General features: G+C 49.9%; 10 protein-coding genes. 6 read left to right on the plus strand and 4 right to left on the minus strand.

What is annotated here, in order from left to right; all coding sequences use genetic code 11:
- The first annotated feature begins 10 nt into the window (after window positions 1-10).
- The gene (locus BZG72_RS03285) at window positions 11-1,567 is read left to right on the plus strand and encodes a cryptochrome/photolyase family protein (RefSeq protein WP_241832507.1); all 1,557 of its coding nucleotides are present in this window, start codon (window positions 11-13) and stop codon (window positions 1,565-1,567) included.
- Between the two features lie 48 nt (window positions 1,568-1,615).
- Here BZG72_RS03285 and BZG72_RS03290 read toward each other — a convergent pair whose 3' ends face one another.
- The gene (locus BZG72_RS03290; RefSeq protein WP_077666072.1) at window positions 1,616-2,254 is read right to left on the minus strand and encodes an OmpA family protein; all 639 of its coding nucleotides are present in this window, start codon (window positions 2,252-2,254) and stop codon (window positions 1,616-1,618) included.
- 285 nt (window positions 2,255-2,539) lie between these two features.
- On the opposite strand from BZG72_RS03290, the gene yiaY reads away from it, so the two are divergent.
- A complete protein-coding gene (yiaY, locus tag BZG72_RS03295) occupies window positions 2,540-3,688 on the plus strand; it encodes an L-threonine dehydrogenase (protein ID WP_077666073.1) in 1,149 nt (382 codons plus the stop codon).
- A gap of 86 nt (window positions 3,689-3,774) precedes the next feature.
- Here the strand turns inward: yiaY and BZG72_RS03300 are convergent, their stop codons facing one another.
- Window positions 3,775-4,788, minus strand: coding sequence for a 2-hydroxyacid dehydrogenase (locus BZG72_RS03300; protein ID WP_077606719.1), 1,014 nt, complete (start codon window positions 4,786-4,788; stop codon window positions 3,775-3,777).
- A gap of 160 nt (window positions 4,789-4,948) precedes the next feature.
- Window positions 4,949-7,123, minus strand: a complete 2,175-nt coding sequence (locus BZG72_RS03305) for a TonB-dependent receptor domain-containing protein (protein WP_077666074.1) — start codon at window positions 7,121-7,123, stop codon at window positions 4,949-4,951.
- Between the two features lie 150 nt (window positions 7,124-7,273).
- On the opposite strand from BZG72_RS03305, the gene BZG72_RS03310 reads away from it, so the two are divergent.
- The 4 genes from BZG72_RS03310 to glpD all read left to right on the plus strand — a co-directional run bounded on the left by BZG72_RS03310 (window position 7,274) and on the right by glpD (window position 12,618).
- On the plus strand, window positions 7,274-7,972 hold the full coding sequence (locus BZG72_RS03310) for a riboflavin synthase subunit alpha (RefSeq protein ID WP_077666075.1): 699 nt from the start codon (window positions 7,274-7,276) through the stop codon (window positions 7,970-7,972).
- Window positions 7,973-8,253: 281 nt separating this feature from the next.
- A complete protein-coding gene (locus BZG72_RS03315) occupies window positions 8,254-9,117 on the plus strand; it encodes an MIP/aquaporin family protein (protein ID WP_077578464.1) in 864 nt (287 codons plus the stop codon).
- A gap of 129 nt (window positions 9,118-9,246) precedes the next feature.
- Entirely contained in the window at window positions 9,247-10,770 is a 1,524-nt protein-coding gene (gene glpK, locus BZG72_RS03320) for a glycerol kinase GlpK (RefSeq protein ID WP_077578463.1), read from the plus strand.
- A gap of 306 nt (window positions 10,771-11,076) precedes the next feature.
- Complete coding sequence (gene glpD, locus BZG72_RS03325; protein WP_077638371.1) at window positions 11,077-12,618, plus strand: glycerol-3-phosphate dehydrogenase; 1,542 nt, start codon at window positions 11,077-11,079, stop codon at window positions 12,616-12,618.
- 88 nt (window positions 12,619-12,706) lie between these two features.
- Here glpD and BZG72_RS03330 read toward each other — a convergent pair whose 3' ends face one another.
- Complete coding sequence (locus BZG72_RS03330) at window positions 12,707-13,558, minus strand: EamA family transporter (protein WP_077666076.1); 852 nt, start codon at window positions 13,556-13,558, stop codon at window positions 12,707-12,709.
- Between the last annotated feature and the right edge of the window lie 105 nt (window positions 13,559-13,663).

The raw sequence follows: 13,663 nt of genomic DNA on the forward strand, positions 1-13,663 counted from the left end.
CGAGGTGCCAGTGACCAATAGCCAGTACTCAACGTTGCGTCTTGTGTTAGGTGATCAACTCAACGCCAGCCACTCATGGTACAAAAAGACCGATGAAAATGTGCTGTATCTTGTTGCCGAGCTCAAGCAAGAAGCAACCTATGTCAAACATCATATCCAAAAGGTGTGCGCTTTCTTCGCTACCATGGAAGTGTTTTCCCATGCCCTGAGTCAAGCGGGGCATCATGTTTGCTACCTAACCTTGGATGACACGCAAAATTACGAAAACTTACCGGCGTTAGTGGCTGATCTGTGCGAGCACTATCAGATCAAAACGTTTGAATATCAACGCCCGGACGAATACCGGCTAGACGAGCAATTAAAAGAGATGGCTTTACCCCAGCCTGTCACAGTGACATGCGTGGATACCGAGCACTTTTTACTGCCGTTCGATCAAATATCCAAGCAGTTCACTGCCAATAAACATCGCAAAATGGAGTATTTCTATCGCGATATGCGACGGCAGTTTGGCATTTTGATGGAGGGAGAATCTCCAGAGGGAGGGCGGTGGAACTTCGATCAAGACAATCGTAATAAACTCAAGAAAAGTGATTTAGCGGCTATTCCAACCCCCTTAATATTTAGCAATGATGTACGCGATATTTTGGCGCGTATTGAACGGCATCACGTGGCGACGATCGGAGAGCCTGCGCCAGACTTGCTCTGGCCTGTGACCCGTTCACAGGCTAAAACGTTGTTGGATCATTTTTGTCGTCACTGTCTGCCCCTGTTTGGTCAATTCCAAGACGCTATGACAGGGCAAAGCGAACACCAATGGAGCCTCTATCACAGCCGTCTATCCTTTGCGTTAAATGCCAAGCTATTGCATCCAATGCAGGTGATTGAAACGGCGATTAGCCACTTTCGAGCGGAGGAGGCGATTAACCTTGCTCAAATTGAAGGGTTTGTGCGTCAAATTCTAGGCTGGCGAGAGTATATACGCGGGGTATATTGGACAAACATGCCTGCCTACGCTAACAAGAACGCATTATCCGCGCAGCGGCCGCTTCCTCGTTTTTTTTGGACGGGCGATACCAAAATGCGTTGTGTCTCACAGGCGGTCACGCAATCCTTGCAGACCGCATACGCGCATCATATCCAACGCTTAATGGTGACGGGCAACTTTTGCCTATTGGCGGGCGTCGCGCCGGATGAGGTAGATGATTGGTATTTGTCGATTTATATCGACGCGATTGAGTGGGTTGAGATGCCTAACACCCGAGGGATGACCCAGTTTGCCGATAACGGGCTTGTGGCGACTAAGCCTTATGCCGCCAGTGGGGCCTATATTCATCGCATGAGTGATTATTGCGGTGATTGCCATTATTCGGTGAAGGACAAAACCGGCGAGAAAGCGTGCCCGCTCAACGCACTTTATTGGCATTTTATGCATCGGCATCGCGAGCGATTTGCGCATAACCCGCGTACAGCAATGCCTTATAGAAATTGGGACAAAATGGCGCCGACCCAGCGTGATGGCATCTTACATCACGCAGAAGCGTTGCTCGATAACTTAGATGCTTTGTAGTCTGTTTATTCGGCGCGCTCACGTACGATGAACGCGCCGGACTCATGATTACTGGGTATTAGGAACGACTTGGATCTCGACGCGACGGTTCAAGGCGCGGTTTGAGGCGCTGTTGTTCGCGACCAGAGGACGGGTTTCACCAAATCCCGAGGTATACAGGCGTGCGCTGTCAATCGATTGGCTGGCAAGGTAGCTCTTAACACTCATTGCACGGCGCTCTGACAAGCGTTGGTTGTAAGAGGCGGCACCGGTGTTATCCGTGTGCCCTTCAATGCTTAAAAAGGTTTTATCGTATTTACGCATCACTTTAGCGACGGCATTGAGGGTCGGATAAAAGTCGGCAGCAATGGCGTCTTGGTCAAGCCCAAACGTGATGTTTGACGGCATAATCAAGCGAATATTATCCCCTTCACGGACCACTTGGATGCCAGAACCAGCCAGTTCCTCACGGAAAGCTTGCTCTTGTTTATCCATGTAGTTGCCGACCGCAGCCCCTCCGATGGCACCAATCGCGGCCCCAATAAATGCGCGCTTATCCTTATGATTGGATGTCGATTTACCCGCGATAGCCCCGGTGATGGCACCAATGGCTGCGCCCTTTTGGGTGTTAGACATCGATTCACAGCCGGTGAGCGCCAAAGATGCCGTCAATACTGCCACAGCGGTGAGTTTGTATTTTTTTCCCATTGTCTTCTCTCTATTTACGCGTTAGCTACCATAACCTATCGCACGTTAGACAGTGTTCTTCAAGAAAGTGTCAAAAAAATGAATTGTTGCTGCCGTTTTAAACGATATTGAGCACGCCGATGACACAACTCTCAATTCTGCCTTTTTAGCTCTGCATCCTGTCAAGCAAATTGCGCTGGATCAAAATGTGACGAACAAACTACGTGTTACAAAAAGGCATCAAATCAAAAGGGGAGCACAGTCTCTGTGACAACCCCGTTACCCCTACAAAAGGAGCCAACGATCATGTCGAGCACTTTCTTTATCCCAGCCGTTAACCTTATGGGGGCAGGGTGCCTTGCAGAAGCGGCAGACGCGATTCAATCACACGGATTCAAAAAAGCCCTGATCGTGACAGATAAGGTATTGAGTCAAATTGGTGTGGTAAAACAAATAGCCGCGCTGCTTGATAGCCGGCAGGTCGATTGTGTGGTCTATGATGGCACACAGCCGAACCCGACGACTGATAACGTGGCGCAAGGTCTGGCCTTGTTGCAAGAGGGCCAGTGTGATTGCGTGATTTCACTCGGAGGTGGCTCACCACACGATTGCGCTAAAGGGATTGCCCTGGTGGCGACTAATGGCGGGCAAATAGGCGACTATGAGGGGGTTGATCAATCTGCCAAACCGCAGTTGCCGCTTATCGCGATTAATACAACGGCAGGAACGGCATCGGAAATGACGCGGTTTTGTATCATCACCGATGAAGCGCGTCATATCAAAATGGCGATTGTGGATAAGCACACTACACCTATTATTTCGGTCAACGACCCTGAGTTAATGTTGGCTAAACCCGCCTCATTAACGGCGGCCACAGGTATGGATGCGCTCACTCACGCGATTGAAGCCTATGTGTCTACCGCCGCGACACCGATTACCGATGCAGTGGCGTTAAAAGCGATGACGTTAATCCAAGAGAATCTTCGCACCGCTGTGGCGGATGGACAAAACATCGACGCGCGTGAGCAAATGGCCTATGCCCAGTTTATGGCGGGCATGGCATTTAATAATGCGTCACTGGGTTATGTTCACGCGATGGCTCACCAGCTTGGTGGCTTTTATGACTTGCCGCATGGCGTGTGCAATGCCGTATTGTTGCCTCATGTTCAGCGCTATAACGCGCAGGTTTGCGCCGCGCGTTTGCGTGATGTTGCCACCGCAATGGGCGTGGATACGGAGAATATGACGGCTGATGAGGGGGCGAAAGCCGCCATCCAAGCCATTCAGTCGCTTTCAACGGACGTAGGAATTCCAGCTGGCTTGAATGAATTAGGTGCCAAACAAGAAGATATTGATGTGCTGACTGAAAATGCGTTGAAAGATGCGTGTGGTTTCACTAACCCGAAACAAGCAACACACGACGAAATCGCCAAGATTTTTATGGAAGCCATGTAGCACTGACGTTATCCCGTGATCATTGAGCGGAAACAGGCCTGAATATCCAGGCCTGTTTTATGGGTGAATCCGTGAAACACGCGAGGTTAATCGCTGCGATCTTCGACTTCAGCGATCTGGTTTTGACAGGTTTGCCCGCCCAGAACGGTTTGAATATTGGTTAAAGTCGTCTCGGCGATATTGTGCAGTGCTTCTTTGGTCAAGAACGCTTGGTGGCCGGTGATCAGCACGTTGTGACAGGCTGAAAGGCGACGGAACACATCATCGACAATCACATCATTCGATTTATCTTGGAAAAACAGTTCACGCTCATTATCGTAAACATCGAGTCCCAACGATCCGATGCGCCCCTGTTTAAGTGCCTCAATGGCGGCAACCGAGTCGAGTAGCTCGCCTCGGCTGGTATTGATTATCATCACGCCATCTTTCATTTGCGCAAAGGCGTCGGCGCTAAGCAAGTGATAGTTATCTTGAGACATTGGGCAATGCAGGGAAACAATGTCGCTTTGGGCATACAGCGTTTCTTTCGAGACATACTCAGCACCAAGCGCAATGGCTTCGGGGTTTTCATAGGGGTCGTGGCAGAGAATACGCATGCCTAGCCCATTAAGAATGCGCATGGTAGCAATACCGATTTTGCCCGTGCCGATGATCCCAGCTGTCTTACCATGGAAATTAAACCCAACTAAACCATCCAGCTCAAAGTTAGCGTCTCGGGTGCGTTGGTATGCTTTATGAAAACGGCGGTTGAGGCACATCATCATGCCAACCGTATGCTCGGCGACCGACTCAGGCGAGTAAGCGGGGACACGGACCACGGTGATGCCCAACGACTTGGCAGCATCCAAATCGACACGATCGTACCCCGCGCAACGTAATGCAACTAAATAAACCCCTGAATCTGCCAGAATTTCTAAAACAGGTCGAGAAAGGTCGTCGTTCACGAAAGCACAAATGGCTTGCGCACCTTGCGCCATTTTGGCGGTTTTTTCAGTGAGTAAGAAATCATGGAACTCAAACGTATAATCAAACGCAGCATTCACATGGGAGAAGGCGGCCTTGTCATAAGATTTGGCGCTAAATACGGCAATGGTCGTCATTAACTAGCCTCCGAAGCTGTCGAGGAGGAAATGTGATGTGTATCAATAACGTGATTTCCATCAAAAATAAACCCTTAAATATTTAAGGGTAATTGTGCCAGCATGAACGGACAAAGCCGAACGTGTGTCCGGCTTTGCGAGTTGGGCTTCTCCCGATTGGTTAAAAACGCATCGTGGCATTAATGCGGATATCTCGGCCAGCGGCTGGCACACCGGCAGACAGATAAGGCGTGTAATACTGATCGGTAAGATTGACGATGGTTGCGTGAAGCACGAAATCATCGCTGGGTTTCCATTCTCCATACAGGTTTTGGAAAAAGTAGGCGTCACTGGCTACGTTGGCTGTGTGTAAAGAAGGCTCGTTAGGAACGCGGTCCTGTTCGTCCCAGTATTGTCCTTGCCACCCGATTTGGATGGTATCCGTTAATTGGTGCCCAATTCCTAACATGGCATTGAGTGGTGGGTTTTCATACCAGTATTCGTCGTCGCCAGTGCTATCGCGCAACGAACCTTTGTGTTTACCTCGCACCATAGAGACAGACGCATCGGCAGACCACTTGTCGAGACGATATTGCAGTTGTGCGTCGAAACCGTAGGTATAGCGCCCGTCCAAGTTGGTGTAATAGCCCTCTTTTTGCTTGGTCGCATTGACACCTCGGCGCTGGGCAACATCATGAATAATATCATTCCAGAATAATGTGACTTCGGAGGCGAGATGATCGCCCGCAGTTAACACATTTTGACGTTTATCAGACAAGCCCAACAGATACGCATTGATACGAGTGACGGAAAGGTCGCGACTTGAAGATGCCCGTTTTGAGGCCTTGGCATATTGCACCGTATATAACTCGTCAATGGTTGGCGCTTTCACTCCATAGGCATAAGCCGCTTTAAGCTGTGTTGATGCACTGACATCATAAGTCAATGCAACACGGGGCTCCCAGCCTTGGTGGCTGATAGCGCTGTAATCATGGCCGACTGATGGATCGTTGTAATCAGGCGCTGGGTTTGGCACACCTTGTGATCGAATATGGCTATAGCGAAGTGAGGCGGTGAGTTCGAGATCTGGGGTAATAAAGTACTTATCTTGTACAAACACACTGGCTGTTTGTTGCGCGCCCGATGGTTCAAAGTTGGGTGTGTAGTAGCCGTTGTTTTTCGATGGCTTTTTACGATACGTATGGTTGTAGACGTGTGAGTCTCGGTCTTGATCTTGATACTGGGCCCCGATCATGACTTCGTGATCACCGAGGTAACTGGTATTGGTGATCTCGGCAAACCAACGCTCATAGGACAACCAGACTTGGTGGCCGTATTGGCCTGATGTGATGTAAGACTGATAGGTACTATCTGGGCGCTCCCAATAGCGATGGTTTTGTGAATGCGCGATCACGACACGGGTGTCGATATTGTCGTTAAACGGTTGATAGTGATAATTCAACGTACTGGTATATTCGCGATAGTGATTATCTACTGAGGTGGCGAATAATGCGGCTTCGTAGCTACCATATTTATTGATTTTGTAATCACTAATTGAAGGCATGGTGCCGCGACGATTCGCCCACGGCTTTCTCCCTTGGTCGTCATAGCGGGTGTGGCTGAGCATCATATTGTGCGCGTTTGACTGGTAGCGAATCTTACCCAGCAAACTGTGTTGACGGTAGCCAGAGAACGTAAAGACATCACCGTTGCCCAGTTCGATATCATCGGCATCACGTCGAGAGCCGTGCAACAGCACTGACCAACCAGCGTCAGAAGCACCATAAGTGGTCACACTGCGCTTCCATTGTTGGTTCACACTGTTGAAGCCGGCTTGAGCCATCGCGCCAATCGACGAATCAGGGTCAAGAAAGTCAGCCGCTTCTTTGGTTTCCATGATAAAGCTGCCACCAAAAGCCCCCATACTGGCACGCACATTATGATCGCCTCTTACTACGCGCACGGATCGTAGTAACTGAGGATCGATGAAAAAGCTACCATAGCGATACTGTTGAAAGCCGACGGGGGCACCATCGACCCGAACAGACAGTGCCGAGGGATGCGAAAAGCCCCACACATTGATACGTTCACTGCCTGGACGTGCGCCAGCGTCGAGTGAGACGCCAGGCATCTTCATTACCAATTCTCCGATATTATGCGCCTGTTCACGTTGGATATCGTCTAGCTCTAACGTCGACTTTCCGGGTGAGGTGAGGGTGATAGGGTGGTTTAATTGCTCACCTTGTATCTCTATAGTTTCAATGCGGCTAGAAGAGGAGTTTGTGGTCGCACTGGCGGTTTGGGCACTAACGGCAAAGGCTGCCAAAATGGAAAAACGTAGAGAGCGATATGGCATATTGATACTACTTCACTGACGTATAAAAGCGCGCACTATACGCCAGCTCTGGGTAACTAGCAATGTTAATGAGATTGATTATCAGTTATGCATTGGTCATTTTTGTTGCCAAGCAGTATGATACTGGGAAATGCTCAATAGGATATGCCCATGTTTACCGGAATTATTCAAGCGGTGGCACATATTGAAGTTTGCCGCGATCATCAAGGTATTCGAACATTCGATATTCGTTTCCCGGATGGTTTTTGTGAGGGGTTAGCGGTAGGAGCCAGTGTCGCCATCGATGGTGTGTGCTTGACAGTGACTGAGCAGCTTGAACAAACGCTGGTTCGCTTCGATGTGATGGTACAAAGTCTCGCGATTACGACACTAAAAAGCATCAAAGCTGGGGATGCGGTGAATGCTGAACGTGCCGCGAAAGATGGCGCTGAAATTGGTGGACATCCGTTATCTGGACACGTGGATTGCCGTGCGACCTTATCCGATGTGCTGGTACAAGAAGAAAATTATCGTTTGCGCTTTTCGGTACAGCCTGAATGGATGCGCTATGTTTTTTCCAAAGGCTATATTGCCATCAATGGTGCGAGTTTGACCATCGCAGAGGTGAACAAAGACCAAGGCTGGTTTGACGTTTGGCTTATTCCTGAAACACGTCGAATGACAACGTTCGAGCGAAAGGTGGAAGGGGATCAAGTGAATCTCGAAATCGAGCGCCAGACGCAAGTCATGGTCGATACGGTGCGCGAGACGCTCAATGAGCAATTGGGTCCTTTACTTCCCGTACTCGAATCGCTTGCGAAAGAGCAGGGGATTGATCTAGATACCATCGGTATCGCTAAGCAACCATGAATTAACAAATAGCAAACATTCTCTCCAGCCGGCTAATGCCGCAACAGGCGGGGCGAGCGACGCGCCGCCTGCCTTCCAAGCTGCCCAAGCTCCACTTGTTCACTTTGTGCGCGAACTTGCTCAAATGATGATGTGGTTAACAAAAATGTCAGTATTGAGACATAAAATTATGCTCGAACGCTCATTTTTGTTGTGAGTTTGTTTTCGAGATGCTGTGATTATGCAAAATGATAGTGTGGTTTTGAACGTGTAACCCTACTAACAGTGACAAGGATAATCATATGAAAAAGGCATCGTCGACTCTATTAGGAGAGTGCGTGTCCGAGTTTATCGGCACGGGCTTACTCATTTTTTTTGGTGTGGGCTGCGTGGCCGCTTTAGTGCTCACCGGCGCTGACTTTGGTCAGTGGGAAATCAGTATTGTATGGGGCTTTGGTGTCGCCATCGCCATTTACTGTACCGCAGGGGTGTCCGGCGCGCACATTAACCCCGCGGTCACCATTGCACTCGCCGCGTTCCACGGCTTTGATAAGAGTAAAGTTGTTCCATACATCATTTCACAAATGCTTGGCGCGTTTGCCTCGGCTGCGCTCGTCTATAGCCTTTATAGTAACCTTTTTGTCGAGTTTGAGCTGGCAAACAACATGGTGCGCAGTAGCCCTGAGGCCTTGTCGACGGCGGGGATCTTCTCGACCTATGCGCATCCTGCCTTGTCGTTTACGGGCGCCATGGCGGTAGAGTTTGTGATCACTGCGGTACTGATGTTCGGTATTCTCGCACTGGGTGATGAAAACAATGGTGCGGCTCGTGGTCCAATGAATCCGCTGCTAATCGGTATTCTTATTGCCGTCATTGGTGGCTCTTTGGGTCCATTGACCGGGTTTGCGATGAATCCAGCGCGTGACTTTGGTCCGAAGCTGTTTGCTTACCTCGCTGGATGGGACTATGCCCTGACGGGCGCGCGTGATATCCCGTATTTCATTGTCCCTATTGTTGCCCCTATTTTGGGTGCCTGCTTTGGCGGTTGGCTGTATCCGAAAGCGATTGCCCCATATCTCCCCCAAGCAGGACATGGATGTACGATCCCTAACCAATGTGACGACGATGAGCTGGCTGAAACGGAGACGCGAGAAGTCAACGCCTAACCTAGCACTGTGTCCAATGGCGCTCAGCATGAAATAAAGCAATGCGCGACATTGAGCAATGTGCAATGACACATGGCGCGAAATGTCGCGATACAGACTAAAATAAGAGAGATAGAAGGAAACCCTATTATGTCAGCGAACAAGTATATTGTTGCTCTCGACCAAGGCACCACCAGCTCACGTGCAGTGGTTATGGATCACGATGCCAATATCGTCGGTGTATCTCAGCGCGAGTTTACGCAAATTTATCCGCAAGCAGGTTGGGTTGAGCACGATCCAATGGAAATTTATGCCACCCAAAGCTCAACGCTGGTGGAAGTGCTGGGCAAAACCGGCATTCGTAGCGATGAGATTGCTGGGATCGGGATTACTAACCAACGTGAAACCACGGTTGTGTGGAACAAAGAAACCGGTAAACCGGTTTACAATGCCATCGTGTGGCAATGCCGCCGTACTGCTGACATCTGTCATGACTTGCGCGAGCGTGGATTGGCGTCTTATGTGCGTGATAATACTGGGTTAGTCCTTGACCCTTACTTCTCTGGCACCAAGGTGAAATGGATCTTGGACAACGTAGAAGGTGCGCGCGAAGACGCAGAAGCCGGTAAACTGCTATTCGGTACTGTGGATACCTGGTTGGTATGGAAGATGACTCAAGGGCGTGTGCATGTGACTGATTATACTAACGCATCACGCACCATGCTGTTCAATATCAATGATATGTGCTGGGATCAAAAAATGCTCGATGAGCTTGGGATCCCTGCTTCAATGCTCCCTGAAGTGCGCCGCTCTTCCGAAGTCTATGGACAAACGAACATCGGTGGTAAAGGCGGTACGCGTATTCCTATCGCGGGGATTGCGGGTGACCAACAAGCAGCCCTATTCGGACAAATGTGTGTTGAAGCCGGCCAAGCAAAAAACACCTATGGAACGGGCTGCTTTTTGCTGATGAACACCGGGCAAGAGAAGGTGACATCGAGCCATGGCTTGTTGACTACCATTGGTTGTGGCCCGCAGGGCGAACCATCCTATGCACTTGAGGGCGCGGTCTTTATGGGTGGTGCCTCAATTCAATGGCTCCGTGACGAGCTAAAAGTGGTGGAAGATGCCCATGACTCTGAATACTTTGCCACCAAAGTTGATACATCGAATGGCGTGTATGTTGTCCCGGCGTTTACCGGTTTGGGAGCACCCTATTGGGATGCCTACGCTCGCGGTACCATTGTGGGGCTGACCCGTGGTGTGAACTCTAACCATATCATTCGCGCAACCCTAGAAAGCATTGCCTATCAAACTCGTGATGTATTGGATGCCATGCAGGCGGATTCAGGTATTAAGCTTGAAGCGTTACGTGTTGATGGCGGCGCCGTTGCCAATAACTTCTTGATGCAGTTCCAAGCCGATGTGCTCGACACCGACGTGCATCGTCCGGAAGTGACAGAAGTCACCGCGTTAGGCGCGGCGTACCTTGCGGGTATGGCGGTCGGTTTCTGGGATGGCCTGGATGAGCTAAAAGATAAAGCCAAACTGGACCGAAGCTTTGAACCACATCGAGACGAAGAAAAACGCAATCGCCGCTATCGTGGTTGGAAGCGAGCAGTAAAATGCGCACAAGCGTGGGCTGAGCTGCATAATGAAGAAGAAGATGTGTAAGCCTGATATCACTCTTTTATAATGAAAGGCGCGTTTTCGCGCCTTTTTTCATATTGCCCTGTCGCCGGCCGATTGATCGTGTTCCTCTCTTTTACTGCGTTTTTTCTCCGCCTATAAAGGCATAGGACTACTCGCCAGACGGTTTTTTAGTTCACATGAACGCCTTTTTCTTAACACTTCTTCTACACTTGTCACAGTCAATAATAATTTTTCGAACATATATAGTGACCGAAAACGAAAGTTGATATACAGTTACACTCATCAGTTAATGTTCGTTCGCTCATATTTGAACAAGGTCGGCTAAAAATGACTACGCATAATTCTCATCAAGACGCACTTCTCGACATCCTCGTGGTTGGGGGCGGGATTAATGGTGCCGGTATCGCTGCTGATGCGGCGGGTCGTGGACTCAATGTGGGTCTGTACGATGCCAAAGATTTCGCATCGGCCACTTCATCCGCGAGCTCGAAGCTTATTCATGGTGGATTGCGCTATCTCGAGCATTATGAGTTCCGTTTGGTCTCGGAAGCACTGGCCGAACGTGAGGTACTGATCAACAAGGCGCCCCATATTGCGTTTCCGATGCGTTTCCGTTTGCCTCATCGCTCGTATCTGCGCCCAGCCTGGATGATCCGTTGTGGATTATTTTTATATGACCACCTCGGTAAGCGCTCAACATTACCGAGCAGCCACAAGGTTGATTTGCGTAAAACTGGCTACATGAACAAGGACATGAAAGTCGGATTTGAGTACTCAGATGCTTGGGTGGATGATGCGCGCTTAACCTTACTCAATGCGCAATATACGCGTGAAAAAGGGGGAGAGGTGCGCAATTACTGCCAAGTGGTCGCGGCAGAGCGTGAAAACACGATTTGGCGAGTGACGCTAGAGGACGCACATACCGGTGAGCGCTTTGAGCGCAAAGCCAAGGCATTGGTGAACGCGACTGGCCCTTGGGTGAAGCAATTCTACGATGACAGTCTCCACGAAAAATCGCCGCGTGGGATCAAAATGATCAAAGGCTCTCATATTGTTGTGCCACGTATTCATCAAGACCCACAAGCGTATATTCTGCAGAATAATGATGGCCGTATCGTCTTCGTGATCCCATATCTCGACAAGTTCTCATTGATTGGTACCACGGATGTGGAGCATAAAGCCGATCCCCGAGAAGCAAAAATTGACGAGGCTGAGATTGATTACTTAGTTGATGTCGTCAATCAGCACTTTACTCACCAAATTCAGCCACAGGATGTCGTTTGGAGCTACAGTGGCGTGCGACCATTGTGTGATGATGAATCGGACTCGCCACAGGCGATGACACGCGACTACACCATAGAGTTGGAGCAACAAGGCAATCAAGCGCCGTTGGTTTCCATCTTTGGCGGTAAGCTCACGACTTATCGTAAGCTGGCGGAGTCTGCGATGCGCAAACTCGAGCCATTCTTTGACAAGATGGGTCAGCCTTGGACGGCTAGCGGTGCGCTTCCCGGTGGTGATTTCAGCTGCACACGGGATGAGCTCGCCCTGTCGATTAAACAACGTTATCCGTGGTTAAGCCATCATACGGCGCAGCGATTTGTCGATACCTACGGTACCCGCACACATCAACTAATGAGAGGTTGTCACAGTGAAGCGGAGATGGGTCATCGGTTTGCTGATGGGGTTTACCAGGTGGAAATTAACTATCTGGTGCAATATGAGTTTGTTCAGCATGCGGAAGATGCCTTATGGCGTCGCACCAAACTAGGCTTGTATCTGACTGAAGAACAGGCTGATGCGATTAGCCAATACATCGAGCAGCAGCGCGTTAAAGTACACGCACTGCCATTAAGCGAGGCAAGCTAGCACTCGGTAAAGTGAGCCCGTGTCGCTAACACGATGGGATGACAAAAAAGAGCGCCGATGGTCGGCGCTCTTTTCGATCGACTGTTTTCTAACGCCTTTTGGCCGATAACGTGCTGCCTAGTGATGCGCTGATCACCATACCAATCGCGAGCCATTGACGCAGGGCCAGTTGTTCATCGAGCACGAGTAGCCCAGCCATGGCGGCGACAGCAGGCTCTAAACTCATCATCACACTGAAGGTTTGTTTGGGCATGTTGCGTAACGCTATCATCTCCAGAGAATAAGGAATAGCACTAGAGACAAGGGCGACAGCGATCCCCAAGGGTATCAAGTGCCATTGAAAAATCGCACCGTCAGTCGCAATATAGCCCGCTGGTACGAGATAAAGGGCAGCAATGCTCATGCCCAGAGCAACCGTCCCGCCGCCTGGCGCTAAATTTCCTGCCTTTTGCCCAAATAGAATATAGCCAGCCCAGCAGCCGCCCGCCGCTAATGCGTAAGCCACCCCTTTTGGATCCAAGGCATCCACGCCAGACAAATCGGGGAGGAGGGTAATAACACCGCCAACGGCGAGCACGATCCAAAGACTGTCTCTGGCGCGACGAATAGAGATTAAAGCCACCAATAAAGGACCGGTAAACTCAAGTGCGACGGCAATCCCCAACGGAATAGTCTCGATAGACAAATAAAGCAGCATCATCATGCCACCAAGACAGCCACCATAAACCGTTATCGCTCGCCAATGTCGCGCGCGTGGCCACTGACGCCAAGGGCGAAAGACAAGCCACAAAATGAGGGCAGAAAAACCGACACGCAGGGCAGTAGTTCCAATAGGGCCCACCAGAGGGAAAAGCTGTTTGGCAAAGGATGCGCCAAATTGAATGGCGCACATGGCACCAAAAACACTCAATATCGCAACAAAAAGCGCACGAGCCTGCATAATCCCTCCTTTTCAGTAAAATAGAGCTATTACCTTAACATAGAGGCAAAAAAAAGCCGCTCCGATGAGAGCGGCAAAGATTTTGGAGCGAATTGTCTCAATCCT

The organism is Salinivibrio sp. PR6 (genome assembly GCF_001995955.1).
In the GTDB taxonomy this organism is placed as follows: domain Bacteria; phylum Pseudomonadota; class Gammaproteobacteria; order Enterobacterales; family Vibrionaceae; genus Salinivibrio; species Salinivibrio siamensis.